This window comes from Roseomonas sp. WA12, from assembly GCF_054165765.1.
Map to the genome: position 1 here is coordinate 224,252 of NZ_JBSTUI010000002.1, position 25,924 is coordinate 250,175.

Annotated in this window: 27 protein-coding genes; 9 read left to right on the top strand and 18 right to left on the bottom strand. The window is 66.6% G+C overall.

The window, feature by feature from the left end; all coding sequences use genetic code 11:
- Window positions 1-20: 20 nt before the first annotated feature.
- Together ACVBD7_RS23550 and ACVBD7_RS23555 are read right to left on the bottom strand one after the other, a co-directional pair.
- A complete protein-coding gene (locus tag ACVBD7_RS23550) occupies window positions 21-1,334 on the bottom strand; it encodes a M28 family metallopeptidase (RefSeq protein WP_458097940.1) in 1,314 nt (437 codons plus the stop codon).
- Window positions 1,331-2,305 (bottom strand): Bug family tripartite tricarboxylate transporter substrate binding protein, encoded by a 975-nt coding sequence (locus ACVBD7_RS23555; protein ID WP_458097941.1) that lies wholly within the window; start codon window positions 2,303-2,305, stop codon window positions 1,331-1,333. The genes ACVBD7_RS23550 and ACVBD7_RS23555 overlap by 4 nt, the downstream gene beginning before the upstream one ends.
- A 458-nt stretch (window positions 2,306-2,763) precedes the next feature.
- On the opposite strand from ACVBD7_RS23555, the gene ACVBD7_RS23560 reads away from it, so the two are divergent.
- Window positions 2,764-3,222, top strand: a complete 459-nt coding sequence (locus ACVBD7_RS23560; protein ID WP_458097942.1) for a MarR family winged helix-turn-helix transcriptional regulator — start codon at window positions 2,764-2,766, stop codon at window positions 3,220-3,222.
- On the top strand, window positions 3,219-4,943 hold the full coding sequence (locus ACVBD7_RS23565) for an FAD-dependent monooxygenase (protein ID WP_458097943.1): 1,725 nt from the start codon (window positions 3,219-3,221) through the stop codon (window positions 4,941-4,943). Before ACVBD7_RS23560 ends, ACVBD7_RS23565 begins: the two co-directional genes overlap by 4 nt.
- A gap of 494 nt (window positions 4,944-5,437) precedes the next feature.
- On the opposite strand, the gene ACVBD7_RS23570 is transcribed toward ACVBD7_RS23565, so the two are convergent.
- Complete coding sequence (locus ACVBD7_RS23570; protein WP_458097944.1) at window positions 5,438-5,773, bottom strand: ArsR/SmtB family transcription factor; 336 nt, start codon at window positions 5,771-5,773, stop codon at window positions 5,438-5,440.
- 83 nt (window positions 5,774-5,856) lie between these two features.
- On the opposite strand from ACVBD7_RS23570, the gene ACVBD7_RS23575 reads away from it, so the two are divergent.
- Window positions 5,857-6,948, top strand: coding sequence for an NADH:flavin oxidoreductase/NADH oxidase (locus ACVBD7_RS23575; protein WP_458097945.1), 1,092 nt, complete (start codon window positions 5,857-5,859; stop codon window positions 6,946-6,948).
- Window positions 6,949-7,112: 164 nt separating this feature from the next.
- Window positions 7,113-7,418 carry a hypothetical protein gene (locus ACVBD7_RS23580; RefSeq protein ID WP_458097946.1) on the top strand — a complete coding sequence of 102 codons (306 nt, stop codon included), beginning with the start codon at window positions 7,113-7,115 and terminating at the stop codon, window positions 7,416-7,418.
- A 246-nt stretch (window positions 7,419-7,664) separates the two neighbouring features.
- Here the strand turns inward: ACVBD7_RS23580 and ACVBD7_RS23585 are convergent, their stop codons facing one another.
- From ACVBD7_RS23585 to ACVBD7_RS23595, 3 genes are all read right to left on the bottom strand, one after another.
- On the bottom strand, window positions 7,665-8,051 hold the full coding sequence (locus ACVBD7_RS23585; protein ID WP_458097947.1) for a response regulator: 387 nt from the start codon (window positions 8,049-8,051) through the stop codon (window positions 7,665-7,667).
- Window positions 8,052-8,099: 48 nt separating this feature from the next.
- Window positions 8,100-8,483, bottom strand: coding sequence for a response regulator (locus ACVBD7_RS23590; RefSeq protein WP_458097948.1), 384 nt, complete (start codon window positions 8,481-8,483; stop codon window positions 8,100-8,102).
- A 252-nt stretch (window positions 8,484-8,735) separates the two neighbouring features.
- Complete coding sequence (locus tag ACVBD7_RS23595; RefSeq protein ID WP_458097949.1) at window positions 8,736-9,164, bottom strand: YsnF/AvaK domain-containing protein; 429 nt, start codon at window positions 9,162-9,164, stop codon at window positions 8,736-8,738.
- On the opposite strand from ACVBD7_RS23595, the gene ACVBD7_RS23600 reads away from it, so the two are divergent.
- Complete coding sequence (locus ACVBD7_RS23600) at window positions 9,159-9,320, top strand: hypothetical protein (protein WP_458097950.1); 162 nt, start codon at window positions 9,159-9,161, stop codon at window positions 9,318-9,320. The two genes, ACVBD7_RS23595 and ACVBD7_RS23600, sit on opposite strands and share 6 nt — an antisense overlap.
- A gap of 87 nt (window positions 9,321-9,407) precedes the next feature.
- Here ACVBD7_RS23600 and ACVBD7_RS23605 read toward each other — a convergent pair whose 3' ends face one another.
- A complete protein-coding gene (locus ACVBD7_RS23605) occupies window positions 9,408-10,163 on the bottom strand; it encodes an SDR family NAD(P)-dependent oxidoreductase (RefSeq protein WP_458097951.1) in 756 nt (251 codons plus the stop codon).
- A gap of 132 nt (window positions 10,164-10,295) precedes the next feature.
- Here ACVBD7_RS23605 and ACVBD7_RS23610 point away from each other — a divergent pair, with 132 nt between their 5' ends.
- Window positions 10,296-11,186, top strand: a complete 891-nt coding sequence (locus ACVBD7_RS23610) for an AraC family transcriptional regulator N-terminal domain-containing protein (protein ID WP_458097952.1) — start codon at window positions 10,296-10,298, stop codon at window positions 11,184-11,186.
- A gap of 169 nt (window positions 11,187-11,355) precedes the next feature.
- Here ACVBD7_RS23610 and pdxR read toward each other — a convergent pair whose 3' ends face one another.
- Window positions 11,356-12,867, bottom strand: a complete 1,512-nt coding sequence (gene pdxR / locus ACVBD7_RS23615) for a MocR-like pyridoxine biosynthesis transcription factor PdxR (protein WP_458098367.1) — start codon at window positions 12,865-12,867, stop codon at window positions 11,356-11,358.
- 39 nt (window positions 12,868-12,906) lie between these two features.
- Between pdxR and ACVBD7_RS23620 the strand changes: the two genes are divergently transcribed.
- Window positions 12,907-13,530: an FMN-binding negative transcriptional regulator gene (locus ACVBD7_RS23620; RefSeq protein ID WP_458097953.1), complete on the top strand. Its 624-nt coding sequence runs from the start codon at window positions 12,907-12,909 to the stop codon at window positions 13,528-13,530.
- 28 nt (window positions 13,531-13,558) lie between these two features.
- Window positions 13,559-14,209 carry a LysE family translocator gene (locus ACVBD7_RS23625; protein WP_458097954.1) on the top strand — a complete coding sequence of 217 codons (651 nt, stop codon included), beginning with the start codon at window positions 13,559-13,561 and terminating at the stop codon, window positions 14,207-14,209.
- Window positions 14,210-14,419: 210 nt separating this feature from the next.
- On the opposite strand, the gene ACVBD7_RS23630 is transcribed toward ACVBD7_RS23625, so the two are convergent.
- Window positions 14,420-15,244 (bottom strand): alpha/beta fold hydrolase, encoded by an 825-nt coding sequence (locus ACVBD7_RS23630; protein WP_458097955.1) that lies wholly within the window; start codon window positions 15,242-15,244, stop codon window positions 14,420-14,422.
- Between the two features lie 355 nt (window positions 15,245-15,599).
- Here ACVBD7_RS23630 and ACVBD7_RS23635 point away from each other — a divergent pair, with 355 nt between their 5' ends.
- Complete coding sequence (locus ACVBD7_RS23635; protein WP_458097956.1) at window positions 15,600-16,601, top strand: hypothetical protein; 1,002 nt, start codon at window positions 15,600-15,602, stop codon at window positions 16,599-16,601.
- Between the two features lie 215 nt (window positions 16,602-16,816).
- Here ACVBD7_RS23635 and ACVBD7_RS23640 read toward each other — a convergent pair whose 3' ends face one another.
- From ACVBD7_RS23640 to ACVBD7_RS23680, 9 genes are all read right to left on the bottom strand, one after another.
- Window positions 16,817-17,746, bottom strand: a complete 930-nt coding sequence (locus ACVBD7_RS23640; RefSeq protein ID WP_458098368.1) for an SMP-30/gluconolactonase/LRE family protein — start codon at window positions 17,744-17,746, stop codon at window positions 16,817-16,819.
- Between the two features lie 23 nt (window positions 17,747-17,769).
- Complete coding sequence (locus ACVBD7_RS23645) at window positions 17,770-18,507, bottom strand: ABC transporter ATP-binding protein (RefSeq protein ID WP_458097957.1); 738 nt, start codon at window positions 18,505-18,507, stop codon at window positions 17,770-17,772.
- Window positions 18,500-19,288, bottom strand: a complete 789-nt coding sequence (locus ACVBD7_RS23650) for an ABC transporter ATP-binding protein (RefSeq protein ID WP_458097958.1) — start codon at window positions 19,286-19,288, stop codon at window positions 18,500-18,502. The genes ACVBD7_RS23645 and ACVBD7_RS23650 overlap by 8 nt, the downstream gene beginning before the upstream one ends.
- Window positions 19,281-20,270: a branched-chain amino acid ABC transporter permease gene (locus ACVBD7_RS23655; RefSeq protein ID WP_458097959.1), complete on the bottom strand. Its 990-nt coding sequence runs from the start codon at window positions 20,268-20,270 to the stop codon at window positions 19,281-19,283. Before ACVBD7_RS23655 ends, ACVBD7_RS23650 begins: the two co-directional genes overlap by 8 nt.
- Complete coding sequence (locus tag ACVBD7_RS23660; protein ID WP_458097960.1) at window positions 20,263-21,153, bottom strand: branched-chain amino acid ABC transporter permease; 891 nt, start codon at window positions 21,151-21,153, stop codon at window positions 20,263-20,265. Before ACVBD7_RS23660 ends, ACVBD7_RS23655 begins: the two co-directional genes overlap by 8 nt.
- Window positions 21,150-22,061 (bottom strand): NAD(P)-dependent oxidoreductase, encoded by a 912-nt coding sequence (locus ACVBD7_RS23665; protein WP_458097961.1) that lies wholly within the window; start codon window positions 22,059-22,061, stop codon window positions 21,150-21,152. The genes ACVBD7_RS23660 and ACVBD7_RS23665 overlap by 4 nt, the downstream gene beginning before the upstream one ends.
- Window positions 22,062-22,068: 7 nt before the next feature.
- Window positions 22,069-22,824, bottom strand: coding sequence for an SDR family NAD(P)-dependent oxidoreductase (locus ACVBD7_RS23670; protein WP_458097962.1), 756 nt, complete (start codon window positions 22,822-22,824; stop codon window positions 22,069-22,071).
- Between the two features lie 49 nt (window positions 22,825-22,873).
- Entirely contained in the window at window positions 22,874-24,085 is a 1,212-nt protein-coding gene (locus ACVBD7_RS23675) for an ABC transporter substrate-binding protein (protein WP_458097963.1), read from the bottom strand.
- Window positions 24,086-24,262: 177 nt separating this feature from the next.
- Window positions 24,263-25,921, bottom strand: a complete 1,659-nt coding sequence (locus tag ACVBD7_RS23680; protein WP_458097964.1) for an acyl-CoA dehydrogenase family protein — start codon at window positions 25,919-25,921, stop codon at window positions 24,263-24,265.
- Between the last annotated feature and the right edge of the window lie 3 nt (window positions 25,922-25,924).

Genomic DNA, 25,924 nt, shown 5'->3' on the forward strand with positions numbered 1-25,924 from the left:
CTAACGGGGCGCGCCAGCCTCTACTGTGCAGTCGGTAGTGGCGACAGGGTCGCCATTGGGCCATTGATATCCGGCGTCCCAACCCGCAAGGCGGCCATCTCGGCGGGCCCGGCCGTGAGCGCCTTCCACAGGATAGACGCCGCGATTTCTGTCGCCCGGGCAAGCTCGTCTGGCTCCATCACGTCCCGAGTGTCCGCCGCGGTCAGCAAGCGGGACAAGCGGCTCGCAGGCTCGTTGAAGCCCGCAATCAGGCGCATGGCGGGGACGCCGTGATGCGCGAAGTTTGCGTGGTCGCTGCTGACCGAGACGGGGAGGTGCACGGCCAGGTCGTGCCCCGCTGCCGCGGCCGCATCCTGGACGAACCCTCCGAGCGCGGGATAGCCGGAGGTCAGGGCGGTCAGGTTCGGCGACCCGGCTATGCTGTCGAGATTCAGGTTCATCGCCATCGCCTCCACCTCGGCCCGCGGCAGTCCCGCGAGCCAGGCTCGTGAGCCGGACAAGGACCACTCCTCGGCTCCGAAGACACAGACAGTCAGGCCGCGTGACAGGCTGCCGACAAGGGGGGCCGCAGCACGTGCGAGGCTGAGCAGCGCCGCTACTCCCGTCGCGTTGTCCAGCGCGCTCTCAGCCAGCGGGTGCCCGTCGAGATGTGCCGAGAGCACGATGCGGCCTGGACCAGCGCCAGGGATGTCCAGCACGTGGTTCACCGTCTCGGCCGGGTGGTGGCGCGCCTGAAGGAAGAAGCGCGCCCGGCCCTCCTCCAGCATGCGCCGCGCGCCCTCAATGCCGACCCCGAAGCCGGGCACCGGGCACAGGTTCGCGCCACCCGAGACCGGGCCGTAGCCCTCGAAGGGCTGCACCATGACCACAGCGGCCGCGCCCGCCTCGGCTGCGGCCCGAAGCTTGACGCGCCGGTGGATGGTCTCCGTCGCGAAGGCGTACTCGTGGCGGAGCAGGACGGCCCGGCCGCGCACTCTGTCCGCGGCGGCCGCGATCTCCTCCGGCGTCCCGCGGCCGAGATCGACCACCTCCAGTTCCACCCCCTCCGGGGGCGTCGGGACCGAGCCGACGAGGGACGCGCAGGGGATCTTAGCCGTCACGCCCGGTAGGGAGATGGCGACCTGCTCCAACGTCCACCCGTGATAGGCGGTGCGCGGTGAGGAGAGGTGCCCTGCGCCGACGCCGATCATTGCATCGTGGATGAAAGCGAATGCCGCATCCGCGCTCGGCGTCCCCTGAAGGCGCCCACCCCGGTCGCAGAGAGCGTTGAAATCGGCCTCAAGGGCGCCGCGATCGGCCCGAAGGGCCTGGAGGAAGGCGTCGGGCGCGGTCACTGCACCTTCACCCCGGCATCGCGGGCGACCCTCGCCCAGTTCTCGAACTCCGCCTTCAGCAGTTCGGCGAAGGGACCGGGGCCGCGCGGCCGGGCCTCGATCCCGAGCGTCTCGAAGCGGGTCTTCACGGCGGTGTCGTCCATGGCTGCGCCGAGCGCCTCGTTCAGCCGCCCTACAATCGGAGCCGGGGTGGAGCGCGGGGCGAGCACCCCCCACCAGTTGCTCGAGATCATGTCGATGCTTTCTTCCCGAAAGGTCATGACTTCCGGCAGGGCAGAGGTCCTCGCCACGGACGCCACCGCGAGCGGGCGGACCTGGGCATCCCGGAGAGGCCCCGCGGCCGAGAGAGTGGAGGTGAAGATCGCGTTGAGCTGCCCTCCCACGACGTCGAGCAGCGCCGGGCCGGAGCCGCGATAGGGCACGGTGGTGAAGGAGGTCCGGGTCAGCAGCCCCAGCCATTCCGGAAGCAGGTGGGTTAGGCTGCCGACGCCCGAGCTCCCGAAGGTGATGGCACCCTCCTTCGCCCGGGCGGCCGCCAGGAAGTCGGGCAGGGTCTGCGCCGGGAAGCCCGGATTGACTGCGAGGAGCATTGAGACGGCGCCGAAGAGCGTCACAGGCACGAAGTCGTTCACCGGGTCGTAGGGCACCCGGGGTTGCACGGCGGGGATGATGGTGTGCGGGCTGTCGGCGACCAGGAAGCTATACCCGTCATCCGCACGCGCAGCGGCTTCCGTGCCGATGATGGCGCCGCCGCCCGGCCGGTTGTCCACCACCACGGATTGGCCAAGGGATGCCTGCAGGGGCACCTGGATAGCGCGCGCCAGGACGTCAGACGGGCCGCCCGCGGCGTAGGGAACGATCAGGCGAATGGGGCGGCTCGGCCAGTTCACGCCCTGCTGGGCGAAGGCGGCGGGGTTGATGCTCGTCCCGAGGCCCGCGCCGAGAAGGCTGCGGCGGCTCATGCGGTTCATGGGTCTGAGAGTTCCTTGACGGCGTCCAGAGCCTTCTAGCCAAGCAACACCCGGGCCGGAACAGCAGCAGGCCTGCTCTGCAACCCACCGCCGCCGCCAACACCTGCAAGGAACGCCACCTGCCGAGAGTGTCCGTCCTGGCCGACAGCCCCGCGACCGGGCGGCCCCGCGCCAGGACGGCCGCGGAGTATGAACACGCGGCGGATAGTCAGGACTTGTCCATGTTGCGCCAGTTCCGGCCATCGTCGCGGTAAGACAGCGCCCCCCGGGTCAACGCCGTTGTATCGAGGGCACCTGGCGAAGGCGAAACCGAAGGACCAGCCGCATGTTCATGCTAGGATAGACAGCTTACTGTCATATTGACAGCTCGCTGTGACAAGAGGTGGGTGAGCATGAGATCGTTGTCGAGAGGGCCCCGGGATACGTCCGGGCAGGCTCGGGAAGCCCTGTCCCGGCTCGTGGTCGAGGTGTTCCGGATTAACGGTGATCTGCTCGAGGCAGGTGATGTCCTGGTCCGGGATCTTGGCCTTTCGAGCGCCCGGTGGCAGGTGCTGGGTGCCATTGCCCTGTCACCGGCTCCGCTTCCTGTCGCCCACATCGCCCGCAACATGGGCCTCGCACGGCAGTCGGTGCAGCGTATCGTCGGTGACATGCTGGCTGACGGCCTTCTCCGCCTCGAACCCAACCCCCACCATCGCCGGGCCTCGATCGTGGCGATGACCCCCGCTGGAGAGACGGCCTATGCGGAGGCGATGGCGCGCCAGGACCTCTGGGCGGACGTGCTGACGGACGGTCTGCCGCCAGAGGCCATGGAGGCCGCCAGCGCACTTCTCCGCGCACTCCAGGCGCGGATCCAGTCTTCCCACCACCAGATTGCGGCCATCGCCGCGTCCACTCGTCAGGAGATCGACGCATGACCGGCGCGCCCAACACCATCGATGCCCCTGTCACTCCCCGCTGGGACGCGGAGGTGATCGTCGTCGGCGCAGGTCCTGTCGGCCTGACAACGGGCTGTGCGCTGCGCCACCACGGCGTCGATTGCCTGCTGCTGGAGCAGCGCACGGAGGTGAAGGCCTACTCCCGGGCCAACAATCTCTGGGCACGGCCGCAGGAGCTGCTGGCGAGCATCGGGTTGCGCGACGCTCTCGCCGACCAGGCCTACGCCATCCACACGATCAACTTCTCCCTCAACGGTACGCCAACGACGCCTATCCCCATCGCGGATGTCGCGAGCCCCTATCCTAGGGTTCTGTACAGCGGTCAGGACGTGATCGAGCGCACCCTCGTCCAAGCCTTCGAGACGCGGGGCGGGCGCATGGAACGCGGGTGCAAGGTCGTCGACATCGCGCCCGACGAGACCGGCGTCACCGTGGTGATCGAGCGGGAGGACGGCGGGACGGAGAGGCTGCGCTGCCGCTACCTCGTGGCCGCGGACGGCGCGGACAGCACGGTGCGCCCCCTGGTCGACCTCGACTTCGAGACCACGCGGCTCGAGGGCTGTATGAACCGGCAGGTCGACGCTCGCCTGTCCTGGCGGCGCTCCGGCGGGGCAGACCAGTTGTGGTTCTTCTACTACGAGCGCGGCTTTGCGGGCATCATGCCAGTCTGGGGCGGCTACCACCGGCTGTTCTTCCTGGCCGACGACACCGGCGTGCCGGACCGCGACCCGACGCTGGAAGAGATCCAGGCGGTCGCCCGCGAGGTCACGGGCGACGAAACCCTGACACTGACCGATCCGGTCTGGCTGACCCACAGCCGCTTCCAATACGGCGTCTCTCCCGGCTACGCGCGGGGGCGTGTGTTCCTCGCGGGCGACGCCGGCCATCTTTCCCTGCCGATCGGAGGCCAGGGAATGAATGCTGGCCTGCACGACGCGGTGGAGATCGGGTGGCGGCTGGCCATGGCCCTACGGGGGCAGGCCGCGCCGGTCGTCCTGCAATCCTACGACGGCGAGCGCGGCGGCGAGCACGCCCGGCTCTCCACCCAGCAGGTGCGCGGCTTCCGCTGGACCGTCTATCGCGGTGCGGTGACGGACGCAGTGCTGGGTCTGGCTGCCTCAGCTCTGCCGAAGCTCGGTTCGCTGCTGCAGGGAACGGACGACATGCAGCAGATAGGGGTGACCTACCCCGAGAGCATCCTGAACGAGGATCATCTGTCCGGGCTGGGGCGGATGCTGCGGCCTGGGGCACGACCCGGCGAGCGGGCGCCCGACGCGGAGGTCGTTCATGACGGCGCAGCAACCACGTTGTTCCCCTTCCTCTACAACCCGGACGGCCTGACGACGGGCTGGACACTGCTGTGCTTCGACGGAAGATCCGGGGAGGCACATCCCGCGTTGCGCGAGGCGATACGCGCCGTCGCGCCGTGGAGCTGGGTCCGCCCACGCCTCGTGCTGGCGGGACCGCTTCTCGAAGGTGCGCAGCTCCCCGTGCTGTCGGATCTGGATGGCAAGGCCCATGGCGCCTACGGGCTCGAGGGCACCCCTGCGCTCGTGCTCGTGCGCCCGGACGGGCACATCGCCTTCCGCGACGAGGCCAGCGGGGGCGAGCGCCTGGCAGCGTACTGTAACAGGATCTTCGGTGCGGCGTGGGGGATGTCGGCGGCGGTGGGGTGCGGGATCGAGAGCGGCAGGGCGTGAGCCTGCAGCATCGTTCGGAGTTCCGCGTTCGCCTGCAGGTCGTCTGGGTCGAAGTGGCGAGCGAGGTGGTCCTGCTTGAGCTACATTTTCCCCGGAGTGGACGGCTAGCCCCTGAAGCCGGTGCAAGCGGAGAACTGCCGTACCCTGTGCCAGGGACAGATGGACGACACCGCAATCTGAGCCGCCGATTTTTACCGCACCCTGTAGTCAATGTTCTCGTTGTCGAGCTCTTCGGCGCCGAAGGGTTCCCGACCACTCCGCCCCCGCCCCACCACAGCAGCACAGAGCACCACACCTTCAGCAGTCGAAACTGCCACCGGAGTGACGCGCAGCAACGCGATCCCGGGATCGGTCACCTTGTGGATCCGCGGTTTCAACGATGGTAGCGCCAACCCCCGCGGCGGGTTCCGCGAGAGGAGCAACCAGCAAGACGTACATGCGCGCCTCACGCCTGCCCAATGGCCCAACTTGCAGCAAGACATTGGAGGTCGCGGTCAGTCCACCCTGCCCGCGGCCGAGATGATCGAGGCCAGAAGGCCTGGGAATGCAGCCTCGAGCGGTTCGCGGCAGAGCCGATTCATATGCGTGACGCCGTGAACGGTGGTCTGAAGCACGCCTGCCTCCCGCAAGACGCGGAAGTGATGCGACATGGTCGACTTTGGACGACCGCCATCCAGGACTGCACAGCTGCTCTCACCCTCGTGGTGCAACTGCACCACGATGGCCAGGCGGGTAGGGTCGCTCAGCGCGTGTAGGACTTTCTCGAGGCGCAGCACGGTCGGCTGTGCCTTGTCCCGACGGCTCGCCAGGGTCTGCTCTGACCGCCCCATTTTCGCTCCCTGCACAGCAGCCGCTCTTGTCTTTTGTTCGATGAATATCGAACTAAGGGCCGATATCGCATGAGGTGACTATCATGGCTGGCCTGTTCGATCCCTACACCCTGAAAGGCGCCACGCTGCGCAACCGCATCGTGGTGTCGCCGATGTGCCAGTACATGGCGGTGGACGGCGTCATGAACGAGTGGCACCGGGCCCACTACGTGTCCCTTGCGCGTGGAGGGGCGGGGTTGGTGATCGTGGAGGCGACGGCAGTGTCGCCGGAGGGGCGCATCACTTGGGGCGATCTCGGCCTCTGGAACGACGCCCAGGTCGAGGCAGTGCGCCCGGTGGTGGAGGCAATCCGTGATGCCGGAGCGGTTCCCGGTATCCAGATCGGCCATGCCGGGCGAAAGGCCTCTGCCAACCGTCCTTGGGAAGGCGACGACCATATCCCCGAGGGCCAGCCGAATGCCTGGCCGACCATCGCTGCATCTCCGATCGCATTCGGCGGCGATCTGCCCCGGGTACCGCGCGAGATGACACTCGACGACATAGCCCGGGTGCAGCAGGAAACCGTCAATGCCGTGATCCGGGCGCGCGATCTCAACTTCGGCTGGCTCGAGCTCCACATGGCTCATGGCTACCTGGCCCAGAACTTCTTCTCGCCGTTATCGAACCACCGTAGCGACGCCTATGGCGGTAGTGCCGAGAACCGGGCGCGGTTCCTTCTGGAGACCCTGATCGCCGTGCGTAAGGTCTGGCCCGAAGAGAGGCCGCTGGCGGTTCGCCTCAGCGTTGTGGAGTTCGATGGCAACGAGGCCATGCTGGGCGAGGCGACTGCCTTGCTCTCTCGGATGAAGCAAGAGGGGCTGGACTTCGTTGACGTCTCGATCGGCTTCAACACGCCCGAGGCCAAGATCCCCTGGGGACCGAACTTCATGGCCGGTATCTGCCAGCAGGTGCGCCGGGATACGCACCTCCCGGGCACGACGAGCTGGTACATCTCCAAGCCGGACGAAGCCGATGCGCTGGTGCGGGACGGCAAGGTTGACCTGGTGACATTGGGCCGTCCGCTGCTCGCGAGCCCGCACTGGCCCTATGCAGCAGCCAAAGCACTTGGCGTGGAGAACCCCGCCTGGGCGACATTACCCGCGCCCTACGCACACTGGCTGGCGCGGTATCGCTGAGCGTCTCGGCAGACAGACTCTTTCGGAAGTTCGTCTATGAGCTCTTCCACGAGCAGCCATAGGCGCCTTGTGCTCCGCCAAGGTACCGAGGGATCAGCAGCCTAGTCCCCGGGCATTCCTAGTCGGCATGGAGCGTTTCTGTATCGTAACAGGATGTCGAAACGATGACCCAAGTTATTACAGGCTACTTCAACACCCGCCGTGATGCCGAGATAGCCGTTGAGCACCTAGTGCAGGATCACGGCCTTGATCGGAAGCGTATTCAGGCCATAGCCGAGGGTCCGGAGAACTCCTCGGGCACTGTTGTTTCTGGAGCAGATGCAGCGGACGTAGCCGAGGGTGGTGTCCCAGAAGGTCAACGAGGCGGTCGAATTGTAGTGAGGGCGGAGGTGGACGATGCCTTGATCGAGGACGCCATCGCCAGCTACCGCGATTGTAACGTGGCTGAGTTGAAGACAGGCCAGAGCTGACGGAGACCGGCCTCCGTAACAGCCAGTCGGCTGGCCACTCTGAAGGAGGGTGGCCAGATCAAGATATTGGATCAGGCACGGTGTTTGTCGGGTCGCCCATCCCAACGGCTCCCTTGGTAGATGGACTGTTGCGAGCGCTGATATCCTGGGAAGCCTGGCGCATCGAGTTAGGGGCATCTCAGCCGGGCTGAACTCATCTCACGCATCATGCTTGGCAGGCTGCGAATGTCACGGATGCGCGGCAGTCTAGAAAGACGACCGGGCACCGAGTTCCGGGGGGTTGCTGGGCCAAGCCTTCAGCTCTCTCATCACCTCGAGCAAGTCTTCGAAGCTGAAGGGCTTGGCCAGCCGCCGCTCCTGCTCGCCCAAGGGGCGACCATGCCAATTACCCGGTAGACCCGAGTAGTAGATAACCTTGATGTCTGGGCGAGCGACCCGAGCCCGCTCTACGACGGCGAAGCCGTTCAGCGGTTCGCCCAGGTTGATATCGGTCAGGAGCACTTGGCAGGGTCCCGAACCCTCGAGGTAATGCAAGGCTGCGGCTGTAGTCTCGGCCATCTGCACGATGTAGCCCGCATCCTCCAAGGCTTGGACCGTCACGTCCAGAACCAGTTCATCGTCATCAAGGACCAAGACGTCGCATTTCATTGAGACCGCCAGATCTGGAAGCAGAGGGGCGAGTTAGGCATTTGCACCGCCAGGCGGAGCGATACCAAGTCCGTGCAGCTTCCCAAGCAGATCAGTCACCCGGAACGGCTTGCCAATAAAGTCCTCACACGGACCGAGGGAACGCTCGTTCATGTGGTGGGGACGACCGCTGAAGTAGAGAACAGGAAGATTTAAACGTGCTGAACGGACCCGGCGCGCTACCGCGAAGCCATCGAGCCCGTCCACGCCAAGGTCGATATCAGTCACAAGCATCCGGCATGGGAGGACGCTGTCGATGCGACATAGAGCTTCTTGAGGGGTAGCACAGGCCGCCACTTCGAAGCCTTCTCCCTCGAGAAGCTCGGTAAGAAACTGCCGTACTAGGTCGTCATCCTCGAAAACCAGTACGTCGCACATGGCGGTCCTCAAGGACGGAGGGACTGCGGTGGTGCTCGTAAGGGGAGTGACCCCAAGGGGAGCAGCCTTGCGGGACACACCTCCGTGCCCACCGCAGCAGTGCCCTGTTAACCTCGAGAATCCTTTGCAGTTTCACAATTAGGAGTACCGAGAGAAGCCCAGGGCTATTGCTGCACGGTGGATGACGGACCGCCCCCGACCGAGCGTGAAGGTGGCGGGGCCGCTTCGGCAAACCCCGCCACCCTCCAGGAATCAGCGCTTGTCGGAGTTGGTTCCGCTGATGTTGGTGCCCAGCGTCTCGTCCACCGTGCGGCTGGCCATCGTGCCGGTCGGGTTGTTGGCCGAGGTGCCACTGGAGGCGACACTGCCCGCCGTCGCGCGGTTCGCGTCCGTGGTGGTATCTTCGATCTCAACTTCGGTGTGGCGCACGGTGTCGTGGACAGTCTCGCTGCGCTCGGTGGAGTCCTTGCGGATCACCAGCTCCTCCTTCACCCGCGCCTCCTTGGCCACCACGGCCTCCTCGGCGTGCTCGGTGGCGTCGATGATGCGCTCGCGGAAGGCGTCATCGGCATCCGTCAGGGGGCGGTCCAACGACCGCCGCTGCACGTCCACATGCTCCTCGCGCAGCGTGACCTGCTCCGTCACCGGCGTCTCGACGATATAGGGCACCGGGGCATGCACGACGCCGAATTCGACGGGTTCGAGGAAGGCGCCTGCTTCGGCGCCAGAAGGAACGTCTCTCCCAGTTTCGTTTTCGGCGACGAGCGCCTCGGTTGGTCCTACCCGTACTGCGGCGCGACGCCCACGGTGACCTGCTTGCTCTGGAAGCTGTGCTGATTGATCTGCGCGCGCAGGCGCCGACCTCGTCGTCAACCTGGGCAACTTTGCCAACGATCCCTTCGATCCAGTGGGCAGCGTCGACGATCAGATTCCCTGGCCGCCAGACACCTCGATGCGCTGCGCATTGACCCAACGGTTGTCGGAACCGAGCAGGCTGGCGATCATCGGGCCGATATCGTCAGCCACCCCGACGCGGCCCAGCGCCGTCATGTCCGCGAAGAACTTGTTGAACTCCGGCGTGTCCCGCACGGCTCCGCCGAAAAAGTCGGTTTCGATGGCCCCCGGCGCTACCGTGTTAACCGCAATGCCACGCGCGCCCAGTTCCTTGGCCATGTAGACGGACAGCACTTCCACCGCGCCCTTCACCGCCGAGTATGCGGCCCAGCCCGGTGCCGAGACCCGCGTCAGACCAGAGGATAGGTTGACGATGCGGCCACCGTCCGCCAGCAAAGGCAGCAGCGCCTGGGTAAGAAAAAACGCGCCCTTGAAGTGCACGTCGACAAGCCGGTCGAACTGCGCCTCTGTGGTGTCCGCAATTAGCGCATACTCACCGTGCCCGGCATTGTTCACTAAGTGGTCGAAGGTATCGCGCCTCCAGGTCTCGCCCAATGCCGCCCGCAAAGCGGAAACGAAAGCGGGAAAGGTGGCGACGTTGCCGATATCGAGCTGCAATGCGATGGCCTTGCGACCCGTGGCGGTGATTTCGGCAGCAACCGCCTGGGCTTCCTTGGCGCGGCTCTGGTAGGTGATGACGACATCGCCGCCGCGGGCCGCGATGCTGTGCGCCGTGTTGCGGCCGAGGCCGCGGCTACCACCGGTGACGAGGGAGATGGTGGTCATGGCTGAACTCCTTGCTTGCCGCCACGATCATTCTACCTGGCCACGCTGACGTCCTTACCGGAACCTCGGACTTGCTTGCCTGATCCTCCAAAGCGGTATCCTGCCACGGTCGTCCACCGTTAGGGTGGCCACATGAGCAGCCTTCTCCACCTGGTCCGACACCACGGCCAGGCGCATGCCGACGGCTATGGCATCGCCCGCACCGGCATCCCGGGCCTGAGCACCGTCCTCGCGGAAGCGCCCAGCGAGTTGGTGCACGACATCTCCCGCCCGCTCGCCTGCCTGGTGGTGCAGGGCGGTAAGCGCGTCACCATGGGAACGCAAGATTTCAGCTTCGGCGCTGGAGATCTGCTGCTGATCACGGCCGACGTGCCCACTGTCAGCCAAGTGACACGGGCGAGCGCGGCCGAGCCATATCTGTCGGTAGTGGCCGAACTGGACCCTGCCATTGTCGCCGATCTGAGCCTGCAGATGGACGGGACCGCTATCGCCGATGCCAAGGCGGTCCAGGTTGACCCGACCGAGGCCGAGGTCACGGAAGCGGCCACCCGGCTCATGCGCCTGGTTAACCGCCCAGCGGCAATGCCGGTGCTGCAGGCATCCCTGATGCGCGAGCTGCACTATTGGCTGCTCGCCGGGCGGCATGGGGCAGCGGTCCGGCGGATCGGCTGGCCGGGGGGGCACGTGGAGCGCGTGTCGCGTGCAATAGCGGTGCTGCGCACCCGCTTCGCTGAGCCGCTGCCGGTAGAAAGCTTGGCGGCCGTCGCGGGGATGAGCCCGTCCTCCTTCCATCAGCATTTCCGCAGCGTGACTTCGCTTTCGCCCCTGCAGTTCCAGAAGCAGTTGCGGCTGATAGAGGCGCGGCGCCTAATGCGGGGCGAAGGCCGCTCGGCGAGCAGCGCGGCCTTCGCTGTTGGCTACGAGAGCGTGCCCCAGTTCACGCGCGAGTACGGCAGGATGTTCGGCTCGCCTCCAGCAAGAGACGCGGAAGCAGCACGGATGTCGGCCGAAGCGCCAATGTGAATCAACGTAGGGCCAAAAGCATCATCGATGGGTAGCCCTTTTGCTTCAGGGGATGTCTACTCACGGGTAGCGAGGTGCGCATGGCTGGTAGCCGAGATGGGCGCTGAACCGCCGTAGCTGGAACTGGCGCGATGCGGAACGTCTGCTGCGTGGGCGTCATCGACCTCGCTCAACCCGGCTTGTATGAGCGGGTCAGCTTGGCCAGCAGGCCGATGCCCTTCTCGATGCTCGTCACGGAGAGGGCGGCATAGCCAAGGATGAAACCGGCACAGTCCGGGCGCGACGCACTTCCCGCGCCGTCGTACAATGGGCTGATCGGATAGATGCCGAGACCGACACTGACCGCTTGCCCGGCAAAGTCCTCCTCGGCCACACGGGGAATGTTGTTCAGCCAGGCGACGACGTGCAGCCCCGCATCAGCGCCAACCACGGTCACCTCATCGCCCAGCTCGGCCGAAAGCGCTGCCAGCAGGGCGGCACGCCGCTCGCCGTTGCGGCGCCGCACCCGTCGGACATGCCGCTCGTAGGCGCCGCTCTCGATCAGGTCCGCCAGGGCTTCCTGTTCCAGGCCGGGCGCATGCCGGTCTGCCAGCCGCTTCGCCTGGGCGAAGGCGTCCGACAGCTCGGCCGGAACCACGAGGTAGCCGAGGCGCAGCGTCGGTGAGAGTGTCTTGGAAACCGTGCCGAGGTAGATGACCCGTCCGGCGCCATCCATGGCCTGGACGGTCGGGATCGGGGCAATGTCGTAGCGGTACTCGCTGTCGTAGTCGTCCTCAATGACATGGGCGCCCGCGTGCCGTGCCCAGGCGAGGAGTTCCCGCCGACGGCCAACCGACATGACGCCCCCGAGGGGAAACTGGTGCGACGGCGTGACGTAGGCCAGCCGGGCCGGAGGCACGTTCTCCGTCCGCATGCCGTCCTGGTCTACTGCGACTGGAACGACATCCGCCCCGACGCCCAGGAAGACCTGGCGCGCGAGGTTATAGCCCGGGTTCTCCATCACGGCCTGGTCGCCCGGATCGAGCAGCAGCCGTGCGCAGAGGTCGAGGCCCTGCTGAGAGCCGCTGACCACGATGACCTGCCCCGGTTCGCAGCGCAGGCCACGCGCCCTCCACAGATATCCCTGCAAGGCGGTCCGCAAGCCGGGCAAGCCGCGGGGATCCTCGTACCGGAGCCGAGGCCTGCGGCGCAGGACGACGCCGGTAACTGCCTTCCTCCAGGCCAGCACCGGGAAGTCATCAGCCGCCAGATCCCCGTAACGGAAATCGACCGTCAGCCGCATCGGACCGGCGAGTGAGGGCAGCGGAAAGGCCGCCAGTCTCTCCCCGAAGGCAGATAGCCGGTCAGGGACTACGCGAGTGGTGGGTTGCCCGGGCTTAGGGGGAACTTGGCTAAGGTCCCTCGCGACCTGCGCCAGGGAGCCCTGCCGCGTCTCCAGGTACCCTTCCGCGATGAGCTGCTCGTAGGCGGCCGTGACCGTGGTCCGCGAGACCCCCCACTCTGCCGCCAGTGACCGGGTGGAGGGTAGCTGGGCACCCGGGGCAAGCAGGCCAGAGGCGATCTGCGTCTTGATCGTCTCGCTGATCTTGTGTGTGACCCGCTCGGGCGTGGGTTTTTGCGGCCTCATCGCGGCGACTGGCCCAATACATTCCAAGGAAACTGGACGTTCCTTGTGGACCATCGGCGGGGCACGTTCCAGCCCGATTGGGGAGCCCAGCCGATGTACGTCCCGCCCGCCTTCCGTGAGGATGATCTCGCCGCCCTGCACGGCACGCTTCGGGAAGCGCGGCTAGCGAACCTCGTCACCGCGACGTCCGAGGGCCTGCTTGCGACGCCGTTGCCGCTTTTCGTGGTGCCGGATGAAGGTGCCTACGGCACCCTCTATGGCCATGTCGCTCGGGCGAACACGCAGTGGAAGCTGCCACCGGCAGGCGACGCCATGGCGCTGTTCATGGGGGCCGACGCCTACATCAGTCCCTCCTGGTACCCGTCCAAGCAGGAACACCACAAGGTCGTGCCGACCTGGAACTACGTCGCCGTCCATGCTTATGGCCCCGTAGAGTTCTTCGACGATGCCGACCGCCTGCTCGAGGTCGTGACGCGGCTGACGAACCTCCACGAGGGAGCCCACGCCACGCCCTGGGCCGTCACCGATGCACCCGAGAGCTTCATCCGGGGGCAGCTCAAGGGGATCGTGGGCCTGCGGCTCCCCATCACGCGGCTCGAGGGCAAGCGGAAGATGAGCCAGAACCGAAGTGCCGAGGACCGTGCTGGCGTTGCCGCTGGGCTAGCCGCGAGTGACCGGACGTCCGACCGCGCTGCTGCAGCCCTGATCCCGACCTGACCTTTCAGCTCCCGCCGAGGTTCCTGCCGTGCCAGATCTGACGCAACTCGCCCTCTACTTTGCTGCAGCCTTGCTGCTCGCCATCACGCCCGGCCCGGGCATCTTCTACGTCGCTGCCCGCACGCTCTCCGGCGGCCGGGCGGAGGGCGTGGCCTCCAGCTTCGGCACAGGCCTCGGCGGGATGGTTCATGTGCTCGCGGGAAGCCTGGGCGTCTCCGCCATCGTGCTCGCGAGCGCGGAACTCTTCACCGCCTTGAAGCTAGCCGGTGCCGCCTACCTGGTCTGGATCGGGTTTCGCACAGTCCAGGCCGCTCGCCGGGACGCCTCGGCAGCCCTGGTCGGGGAAGTCGTGACGCCCCCGATCGGGCCGCGCCGTGCATTCCGTGAAGGCGTGCTGGTCGAAGCACTGAACCCCAAGACGGCAGCCTTCTTCCTCGCCTTCGTCCCACAATTCGTGGACCCAACCGCAGGCTCCGTGGCAACGCAGTTCATCGTGCTTGGCATTGTGTCGGTGGCGCTCAACACCCTTGCGGATGTCGTGATCGCCCTCGCCGCCGGTGGCATTCGGGAAGGTGCCGTGGCGCGTCCCGCGCTGATCCGGCGCCTCAGGGAAGGCTCAGGTGCGGCGATGATCGCCTTGGGTGTCGGATTGGCAATGGCGAGGCGGCCCAGCAGTTGATGGCCCGTCGGTCTTCGAGAGACACCAGAGCCGCTGAAGATCGCTGTTCGGCTGACGCGGACGACAGGCTCGACCCGTTCGTGGCCTCTGCTGCGAAAGGTCGATTTATAGTTTATCCCAAATCAGTCGTGATGCGGGCGCAGACGAAGCCACTACCAACGAGATGCGGATTTAACCCGGTCTGCACCCGGCGTTCTGCTTGCGGCAGGTCTACAGAGGGCGACCAGAGCATTCCTCGATGAAGCTACGTAGGGGACCTGTGATGTCCACTTGCTGTTCCATGCTGGGCAGGTGGGCAGTCCCGCTCAGCTTGTGCCCTGACGCCTTCGGTACCGCGTTCACGATGTGACGGCACCGTTCCTGGATATGCGGGAAGTCCACATCCCCCCAAAGCACGATCGTCGGCATGGAAACCTCATGCAGGCGGTCGAAGGCTGGCGCTGTGTCGAGGTTAGGCCCGGTCGGCGGTGACCGAAGTGCGATTGCGTTCATGTCGAGGAACAGCGCCCGGACGTCACCCGTGACCCGTCCCTCAGGTGCCATCGGACCGTCGAGCCAGAGCCGGGCCTTGATAGCGTTCACCCGATCTAGGTCTCCCGCGTCCTCGGCAGCCTTCTGACAGCTCAACACGGCAGCGATGCCGGGCAAATAGTTTGCCTCGGGCGCTCCCCCCACACTGGGCGCAATGAGAACCAGGGCTCGGATACGGGAAGGATACCGCAGAGCCGCGTCGATCGCGATCTTCCCGCCTTGCGAGCATCCGACCAGGATCGGTGGCATGCTGCCTGCGCATCCGTCGATCACGGCCATCAGGTCCTCGATTGCGGAGAAGTCCTCCTCCTCGGCAGAAGTCCTGCCGAACCCGCGCCGGTCGTATGCAATCGCTCGGTAGTTGGGTCCCAACTCGCGCATTTGGACACCCCACATCCGGCTATCGCAGACATTGGCATGCAGGAAGACCACAGGATCACCTTGGCCGACGACCTCAACCGCCAGTTCGGCGCGGCCGGACGTGATCCGCTGAAACAGGCCCATGGTTCGTCCTCGGCAGTTTGCCTGTGAGCTGGCCAGCAACATTACTGCCCTGTCTACATACCGGAAGCGAAGCTTCTGACTGAGAGCAGCCATCTTGCCAGGGCAGCGGGACAGCTGACGTCTAGTGGTGCAGCCACGCATTCATGACGCCAACCGCCGTGCTGAGGACCTTCGGGCCGCACCCCATGCCGAGCGGTATCGCCTGGCCCAGGTATCGCTCGAGGACCCCGCCGCAGTTCCCGACCGTGCGGACCGATTATAGCCATTCAAGCCGACATTGAGGTGAGCCGTGTAGAGATGGATGCTGAACAGGCCCGAGTAGCAAGGTGGATCGGGCTAACGATAAGGGAGGCGCATGTTCATGAAGAAGGTGGTGATCCTACTGGCCGCCCTGGCCGGTGGGCCAACAATGGCCCTGGCGCAGGGTTACACGACGATGAGTCATGAGGGGCTCCGGACCGGCGTAATCCTGCGGGAGGCCGAATGCACGGACCGGCCTGGCTCCGCTTGGGTCAGCGCGCCCTACCCGGGCGGGCAGGAGGAAGGGGTCTGTATCCGGTACTACGCCGCTGGGCTCGCCGCGACAAACCCGAGAGCCGTCGTCTTCATCCACGGCAACCGCCTGGCCAACTCTTACGATGACAAGGGGCGCTTGATACGGGTTGGCGTCTCGGACTCCTACGGCAATCCGTCGGAGGGCGCCCTGCAAAGGGCGGCGGAGTTGCAGGCCCAGGCCATGGGGCATCCGTTTATCATCATTGCCCGCCCCGGCAACTACGGCTCCTCCGGTGTCGCAAGCGAGCAGTTCCGGCGCCGCGAAACGATTCTGATGAATGCGGCTCTCGATGTAATCAAGCGCCGCCACCGGATCGAGACGTTCGCCGTGGCTGCCCAGTCCGGCGGCGGCCCGTCGCTTGCTGGGATGCTGACGAAGCGGGATGATATCCGCTGTGCGGTGTTCAGTTCCGCACTCACAGCGTTCCGAGAGCGGGAGCAGGCCTTGGGCCAGGCTGCGCGCGGGCCGGGTCTGACACAGACCACGGCGGACCCCTATGACCCGATACGCGAGGTCGGCAGCATTCGGTCCTCACCGCAGCTGCGGGTATTCGTCTTGGGCGACCAAGGGGACAAGCTCATCCCGTTCGAGGCGCAGAAGGCCTATGCCGACGCCCTGACGAGACAGGGCGTGCACGTCGCGACAACAGCCAGCACGGCGGTGGGATCGAACCGGCATAGCCTCGGCTCTACTGGCCAGCGCGCGGCGGGATGGTGCCTTGACGGGATGGCCGACGAGCAGATTCTTGCGCGTATTGGCCAGGGCGAGGCCACCTACCTCATCCCGGGCGGCTTCTACTGAGTCGCTACCATGCTCGACTGGTTCCCGACGTACCTGTTCACTCGTCCATTCATCTCGGGAACCTACCCTCATTTGAGGCTGTCCGTGCCTGCCACTGCTGCAGGTCGGGAGGCGTGGTCCACATGGACCACGCCTAGTTGCCACGTCGGTGCCTTACCGGGTCTGACAGCCAGAATCCCTATCCCGTTCATGGAAGGAGTCGGGTTCGTCGAAGTTTATCTACTCTTCAAATGCAGCGGCAGCCCACTTCTCGGCCAGTCAACCGCGATCAAGCGGCCAGTCCCGGACAGCGTGATGAATGCCGTCCTGAGCCCGTCACCACCGAAGCAGATGTTCGTGCAGTACGGCTCAGGCGCGGCATGGAACTCCACCAACTCGCCCGCGGGTGACACGACCGAGATGCCTGACCGCACTAGTGTCGCCACGCAGATGTTGCCGTTCGCCTCGAGGGCCAGGGAGTCGAACCGCTGGTACCCCGGCGGGCCGTAGAGGAGACGTCCACCGTTGGGCGACGGCCAGGCCTCCAGGGCCACTTCACCCGGCGCGGTGACAGGATAGGCCCACAGACGGCTCGTTTCCGTCTCTGCCACGTAGAGAGTCCCTCCATCCGGGGAGAGGCCCACGCCGTTCGGGGTCAGGGCGGGGAAGATCACCTCGCGGATGAGGCTGCCATCACACCTGGCATAGTAGACGGCCCCGCGGTCCATGCTGCGGGTCCGCACCTTGCCCAGGTCGGTGAACCAGAAACCGCCATAGGCGTCGAAGACGATGTCGTTCGGCCCGTTCAGGGGCTTGCCGTTGCATTCCGCGTAGATCACCTCTGACTTGCCTGTCGCCAAGTCCACGCGCTCGATGCGGCCGCCAGCATAGTCCTCTGCAATTCCGACAGGGCGCAGGTAGCCGTCGGCCTGCTCGAGCCAGCGGAAGCCGCCGTTGTTGCAGACGTAGCAGGCTCCATCAGGCCCTATTGCAGCTCCATTCGGACCACCGCCCAGCCTCGCAACGACCTCGGCGCTTCCGTTTGGCGAGACACGCGTCAGCGTCCCGCCCTCGATCTCCACGACCAGCAAGCTGCCGTCCGGCAGCCAGATTGGCCCCTCGGGGAAGCGCAGCCCCCGCGCGACTTCGCGCCCAACCAAGTCCATCTCGCCTCCGCCCGAAAAGTCAGTCACGCCATCACCTCACCCGCGCCAAGATAGGCAGCGATGGCCTCCTCCATGGCGGCAGGCTCGCGAAGCTCGGCCGCCTCCCGGTGTCCGAGCATCCGTCCTCCCCGCATGAAGTGCACAGCGTCGGACACACGGACGGTCAGGCGGAAGTTCTGTTCGACGAGGATCATCGCAAGCCCAGTCTCGGCACGAACTGTCGCCAGCTTCTCGAAGACGCGGCGTACCAGCAACGGCGCGAGACCAAGCGAGGGCTCATCCAATAGCAGGAGGCGCGGTCCGGCCATCAGCGCACGCCCGATTGCCAGCATCTGCTGCTCGCCGCCGCTCAGCCGCCAAGCAGGACTCCCCGCCCGCCCGGCGATCTCGGTGAAGATGCCCAGGACCATGTCCCGGCGCTTGCGCCGCGTCGCCCCGTCCAGGTGGAAGCCCCCGAGCACGAGGTTCTCGTCCACCGACAGGTTGGGCACGATCTCGCGCCCTTCCGGCACATAGACGATTCCGGCGCGCACCAGCGCTCGCGCGTCCTGCGCCGTGATGTCCGTCCCTTCCAACAGGACGCGGCCTGCGGCCTTTGGAATCAGCCCCGCGATCGCCTTGAGCACGGTGGACTTGCCCGCCCCGTTCGCGCCCAGCAGCCCGACCGTGCCGCGCTGCGGCACAGCAAGCGCAATGCCGCGCACCGCCGTCGCGGCGCCGTAGCGGACTTCGAGTCCCTCCACCCGGAGAAGGTCAGTCATCGGAGTCCCCCAGGTAGACGCGGATGACCTCAGGCTCGGCCCGGATTTCCTCGGGCGTGCCGGTGGCGATCCGCTGGCCGAAGTTCAGCACGTGGATGCGGTCGCAGAGCTGCATGATGAGGTCCATGTCGTGCTCCACCACCACGATGATCAGTTCCGGCGAGACCAGGCTGCGAAGCACTGTCATCAGATGCCGCGTCTCCGCGGGGTTCAGCCCCGCCGCTGGCTCATCCAGGAGCAGGACGCGCGGGCGGGAGACGATGGCCCGGGCGATCTCCACGAGGCGCTGGGTTCCCGGCGGCAGTCCGTCGGGCGTGGCCGCGGCATGTTCCGCGAGATCCAGGCGGCGAAGGACGTCCATGGCGGCCGCCCGGGCCTCCTCCGCCTCGGCGCGTCCGTGTGGGAGGGGCAGGAAGGCATCCGCCCAGCCGGAGCGGCCGAGCCGCGCCCGCCCGAACATGACGTTCTCCACCACGTCCAGCTCCGGGCAGAGCGCCACGTGCTGGAAACTGCGCGACAGGCCCAGGCGAGCCCGCCGGGCGGGCGGCAGTCGCTCCAAGTGCTCTCCGCCCAGCGCGATGGCGCCCTGCTGGGGGCGATAAAGCCCCGTGAGGCAGTTGAACAGGCTCGTCTTGCCCGCCCCGTTGGGCCCGATGAGGCCCGTGACCTCGCCGGGCCGGAAGTCCATGCTGACCTCCTTCAGCACCCGGTGCCCGCCGAAGGAGAGCGAGACGGAGGCGACCGTCAGCTCCGCACCTGCGGCAATCGACGCGTCAAGCATCCCGCCGCCCTCCCGCCAGCCGCGCCCGCAATGCCGCCAGGACCTCCGCTGGCCGGTGGCCAAGGGTGACGACCAGCAGCAGCGCGGTGCCATAGATGATCGGCACCCAGTCGCCCCAGGCCGCGAACACCTGCGGGACAAGGGTGATGAAAGCTCCCCCGGCCAGGGCGCCGACGAGCCCGAGCGACCCGAAGCTGACTACCGTGCCCACGAGAAGGTAGATGGCCGTCGAGAGGGTGAAGCTGTTCGGCGAGACGGTTGAGGCCGCAAAGGCCAGGAGCGAGCCTGCAACAGAGGCGATGGCGGCACTGACCGCGAAGGCTGCCAGGCGCGCGTAGCCGCGGGAGAAGCCGAAGGCTTCGGCCGCGCGCGGATGGTCCCGCGCCGTGAGCAGCATCAGCCCCTGCCGGGAGCGCCGGAAGCGCGCCAGCAACAGCACCACGCCCCCGAGCACGACGAGCGGCAGATAGTAGCGCTGCACCTCGATCGGGACGCCCGGCACCAGAGGACGCGAGACGTAGAGGCCCTCGTAGCCACCGGCGATGGGACCCGCTTGCAGGATCAGCTCGGGCACCGAGAGCGCCAGCGCCATGGTGGCGATCGCGAGATAGATCCCGGAAAGAGCGCGCGAGGGCCAGGCGAAGGCGATGCCGAGCAATGCGCCCGCGACCGCGGCAACCGGGAGACCGACCCCGACGGAGAGACCCAGCTGCCGTTCGAGCACCGCCGTGCAATAAGCCCCGAAGGCGAGGAAGAAGCTGTGCCCGATGGAGACCTCCCCGCCGTAGCGGAGCAGGAAGCCAACGGAGAGGACCGCGACGGCGTTCGCCATGCAGACGCCCAGGCTGTAGGTCCAGAAGCCGCCCGCCACCATGGGCAGTACAGCGAGGGCCGCCAGCACCACCCAACTCGCTAGGCGGCGCGGCAGAGGGCGCGCCTCGCCCGTGACCGCCTGGGTCACCACTCCGGCTGCCTCAGGCACGCGAGCCTCCTCCGCGCTGGGGCAGGATACCGCCCGGGAACAGGTTGAGCGCGACAAGCATTAGGACGAGCAGGAAGGTCGCGCTCAGCTCGGAGGTCACGAAGTAGCTGAACAGGTTCATCGTGACCCCCACGACCAGCCCGCCGATGATGCTCCCAGGCAGGCTGGAGAAGCCCCCGAGAACCGCCGCAGCGAAGGACTGCAGCATGAAGGAGGCGACCGTCGTGGAGCTGAGGAAGGTGCTGGGAATGATCAGCAGCGCCGCCGTCACGCCCAGCCCTGCGGCCACGCCCCAGGCGAGTGCCTGGATGGCGTAGATGTTCAACCCACAGACGCGGCTGGCGAAGGCACTGGTGGAGACGGCGCGGAAGGCAATTCCGACCCGGGTCCGCTCAATGACGAAGAAGAGAACCGCGATCACGGTTGCCGAGACCGCAAGCACCGTGAGGTCGTAGGAGGTAACCCGGAGCCCCGCCACCGTGGTGCTCCAACTCGGCACGGGCAGGTCGAGGTTGACGATATCCGCGCCGAACAGCACCTGCACTGCCCCCTGCAGCACGAGGCTGATGCCGAGCGTCGCGATCGTCCCGCGCAGGTCCGACGCCTCCGAGACGCGGGCAATCAGGCCGTAGGAGACGAGCGCCAGGACGACCACGATCGCAAGCGCCACGAGAACGGAGACGATCCAGCCGAGGCCACCGACCGCGGTCGTCAGCCCATAGACCACGAAGCCCGCGAGGGCTGCCAGATTGCCGTGGGCGAAGTTCACCACCCGCGTTGCCTTGAAGATCATCACAAGGCCCAGCGCACCCATTGCGTAGAGGCAGCCGGTCACGATCCCCGTCCAGACGAGGGACAGGAGATCCTGGAGAGCGTCGCTCATGTCTCAGCGGGCTCCGTCACCGAGAGGCGCCCCGCCACCAATTCCAGCAGGATCGGGAAGTACTGGCTGCCCGCTCCAACCCGAACCAGTTCGGCGTAGTAGTCGCGCGCCGTCTCCGTGACGCGCGCCTGCACGTCTGTGTCGCGTGCCAGCTCCAGCGCTCCGGCCAAGTCCTTCAGCACGTAGGTCGAGGGGAAAGCCTTCTCGGGAAAGTTCCGCGGTACCATCGCCTTCATGCCGTGGTTGCGCAGCACGAAGCTGTCGCCGGAACCGCGGGAGACGGCCTCCAGCAGCCGGGCGGGCTCTACTCCCGCGCGCTCCCCGATCACCACCATCTCGGCAAGCGCGGCGACGTGTTCGAAGACGAGAGCGTTGTTGATGAGCTTGACTGCTTGGCCTGTTCCAACGTCCCCGCAATGGGTCACGTCGGTCGCCATGTAGCCGAGCAGCGGGCGGAGACGGGTGAAGGTCGCCTCATCCGCGCCGACCATGATGCTGAGCTCGCCGCGGATCGCCGCCTCCCGGGTGCGGGCCACGGGAGTATCGGCGAAGCCCATGCCGCCCTCGGCCAAGCGCTTGGCGACGTTCCGTGCGGAGGCAACCGTGGTGGTGCTGAGGTCCACCACGAGGAGGCCGAGCTTACCGTGGCGCAGGATGCCGTCCTCACCGAGGCAGACCGCCTCCACTTGCGGCGGACCCGGTAGGGAGAGGAAGACGATGTCCGCCCCGCGCACGGCTTCCGCCGCGCTCTCCACTACCATGGCGCGGGTGTCCCGAAGCCCGTCGCGTGCGGCCGCGCCCATGTCGAAGGCCCGCACCTCACCCGCGTGCTTGGTGGCGGTGTTGCGGCACATGGGCCCGCCCATGACGCCGAGGCCGATGAAGCCGATGGTTTCCGCTGCTGTCATGTCCGCCTCAATCCATCAACATCCCGCCGTTCACGTCGAGCACGGTTCCCGTGATCCAGTTCGACGCGGGCGAGCAAAGGAAAAGGATAGCGTGCGCGATGTCCTCGGGCTGGCCGAAGCGTCCGAGCGGTACGCTGCCATGGGCCGAGGGCGGCGCGCGGCCGGTCACGGTCTGCCACATGGGCGTCTCCACCGGGCCCGGCGCGATGGTGTTGGCAAAGACGCCGTGCTGCGCGCCAGACTTTGCCACCCACTTCATCAGCCCGTGCACCGCAGACTTTGCCGATACATAGGCGGGCCCGGAGGCCACGCCGCCGATCTTCGCCGCGATGGAGCCCAGGGCGACGATCTTGCCCCCGCCCGCCTCCACCATTAGCGGGTAGAGCTTCCTCAAAGGGTTCACCACGCCCATGAGGTTGACGTCGAGGATGGATCGCCACTCGTCGTCCTCGCTGTCCGCCAGCGGCGTGTTCGCGATCGTGCCCGCGCAAAGAATAAGCGCGTCCACCCGCCCATGCTCCGCGAGGACGGCATCGATCATCGCTTCTGTCCCTGCGCGGGAGGTCACGTCGCAATGCGCGAAGGTAACACCAGGGACCGCCGCGGTTCCCGCCGGGGCCTCGTGAAGGTCTGCAGCCACCACCTTCGCTCCGGCCTCCGCCAGGGCGGCGCAAACGGCCCGCCCGATGCCGCCGGTGCCACCGGTCACGATGGCCACGCGACCGTCCATCCGCGCGGGTGCGCTGATCGGAATGCTTGTCATGTCTATCCTGTCTTGGATGCGTCGTGGGCCGAACCCGGTCGCCGCCGACTCAGGTCGGCAGGTCGAAAGCCGCTACCGGGTAAGGCCGGAACTCACGGACAAGGCTGAACTGTCCGTCCTTCGCCTGGATGATGCCCTCCTGGCGCGTGCCGCGGTGGTCGCCGGGCTGGAAGGACACGTTGCGGGCGCCGCCGACCGAGGCATTCGTCAGCCCCTCCATCGTCTCGATCAAATTCGGGCGCGTCAGGGGCTTGCCGCTGTCCAGGAGCCGTTCGAACCCAGAAGCGAAAAGGGCCGCGTTGCTCCACCCGTTCAGTCCGAAAACCCCAACCGGATCGCTGGGCGCGTATTTGGCGGCAGACTGTCGGTAGGTCTCCACCTCCGGCTCCGCGCCGCCGACCGGCAGAAGCCATGAAGAGAAGTAGGTTCCGTCCAGCAGTTCGGAGGCAAGGCGGTAGGTGGAGGGGTCGGCGGTGAAGAAGGGCGCGAACCAGGTTGTACGGAACCCGCTGCGGCTCGCCGATCGCAGAGCCGCGGCGAGATTGGCGTTGGAGCCGAACATCACCACCGCCTCCGCCCTGGCGCTGATCAAGCGACGGATCTGGGGGGTAAAGTCTGTCGCACGCACGTCGAAGGACTGCGATTCAGCAGGCTCCATGTTGCGTGACGCCATGTACTTGTCGAATCCGCGTTTGGCGGAGCGGCCGAGCTCGTCATTCTCCCACAGGAGCGCCACACGCTGAAGCTTCAGACCGTCGATCGCGTGCTCGGTATTGGCAGCGGCCGACCAGCCGTAATCGGGTAGCAGCGGGAAGACATGCTTCTCGGTGAAGAATGCGGAGGCGCCCCCGATCGGGCCGATCATCGGTAGGCCCTGCTCCCGGGCGTAAGGGATGACAGCCACGTTCGTCGCGGTGCCGACCGGCGCAACCAGAGCGAAGATGCCCTGCTCTTCCACCAGCCGACGTGTCACGGCTACGCTGCGCGACGGCTCATAGCCGTCGTCCATGGTGGCGTACTTAACCTGCCACCCTCGGATTCCACCGGTCTCGTTCTTGTGCTTGAAGAATGCATCCGCCGCTCGGGTTAGGATGGCATAAAAGGGCACAGGCCCGGTTACGGGGGTGAAAGCGCCGACCGTCACCGTCTTCGTTGCAAGGTCAATACCCGGCACACCACCCTGTGCCAGTGCAGGCCGCGCCAGCGGCGCTAACGCCGACGCGGCGAGGGCCGACAGGAGTTGGGCTCGGCTGATCTTCATCTTCTTGGATCCCTCACGGCTGCCTTTCCGGCAACCTTTTCTGGTGTCCACCGAGCCTAAGTTCCGCCCAGCCGACCTTTCTCGGGAGCATCACCATTAGCTCCGCTGCCGTCAATGCATAATGCATTCTGCATCTTGGAGGCATTGGTGATTGGCCTCTTTCAGGCTGCCCCGAAGCTAGTTCAAGCGCCCCAGGAGACCGCGGGCAATGACCTGAGCCTGGATCTCTGCCGCGCCTTCGAAGATCGAGAGGATGCGTGCGTCGCAGAGCACGCGGCTGATCGGGTACTCGATGGCGTAACCGTTGCCGCCGTGGATCTGAAGTGCCGCGTCCGCGTTGCTCCAAGCGACGCGGGCAGCTAGCAGCTTCGCCATCCCTGCTTCCATGTCGCAGCGTTGCCCGGAATCTTTGGTTCGCGCGGCGAAGTACGAGAGCTGGCGCGCCATCATTGTCTCGGTGGCCATCCAGGCCAGCTTCGCGTGAACCCTTGGGAAGTGCAGGATTGCGCGACCGAACTGCTCGCGCGAGGTGGCGTAGGCGACGCCCAGCTCCATCGCGTTCTGCGCCACTCCAAGTGCCCGCGCAGCGGTCTGGATGCGCGCACTCTCGAATGTCTCCATCAGCTGCTTGAAGCCCTGCCCCTCCACGCCGCCTAGGAGGGAGGATGCGGGTACCTCGAAACCATCGAAGCCGATCTCGTATTCCTTCATCCCGCGATAGCCGAGCACCGGGATCTCCGCCCCGCTCATACCCGGGGCAGGGAAAGGGTTCGCCTCCGTGCCACGCGGCTTCTCCGCCAGCAGCATCGACAGGCCCTTGTAGCCGGAGCCCGGCGCGCCTGTGCGGACCAGCAGCGTCATCAGGTCGGAGCGTGAGCCGTGGGTGATCCAGGTCTTGGCGCCGTAGACCCTGTAGACGTCGCCCTCCAGAACCGCGCGGGTACGAAGACTGCCGAGATCCGACCCCGTGTTTGGCTCTGTGAAAACCGCGGTCGGCAGGGTCTCGCCGGAGGCCAGGCGAGGGAGCCAGCGTGCCTTCTGCTCCTCCGTGCCGCCGAGGCGGATCAGTTCTGCCGCGATCTCGGATCGCGTGCCGAGCGAGCCGACGCCGATATAGCCGCCGCTCAGCGCCTCGGAGACGAGGCACATCGCGACCTTGCCGAGACCCAGCCCACCGAACTCCTCGGGGATGGTCAATCCGAACACCCCCATCTCGGACAGCTTGCCCACCAACTCCATCGGGATCAGCTCGTCCTGCTGATGCCAGATCTGGGCATGCGGCGTGACCTCGGCCGCGGTGAAGCGCAGGAACTCGGCACGCGTCGCCTCCAGGGCCTCGTCATCGAGGGCAAGCACACCGTACTGGCCGTCGACCAGACCTGCGGCGAGCGTGAGCCGGGCAGCCTCGACCGCTGCGGGGCTGGAGAGGCGGGCGAGTACGGGCTCGGCGAGATACCGCGCCACCACTTCGGGCGGGACGCCGAGGTCCGCAGGGCGCACGACCTCGGCTTGGCTCATCGGGATGCCGCCCGCGAGCTGGGCGAGGTACTCGGCATAGCCCAGGCGCAGGATCGCCGCCTCAGTCACGCCAAGGCTGCCGGAGGCGGCGAGGCCCTCCGCCCAGCGCAGCGTCTGGCGCAGCGCCTCGACATAGGCGGCCTGCCAGGCCAGCCCGTGCAGAGCGAACTGGTGCCGGTCCATCAGGGCAGCGTCCGGCTTACCAGACGGGGCCACCATCCCAGCCACCGCGCGTCGCCCCTCCTCGAAGAGGCGCTCGGCCGCCGCCAGGGCCGCGCCGTACTCGGACAGGGCAATATCGTTCGTGACGGCATTCATGGG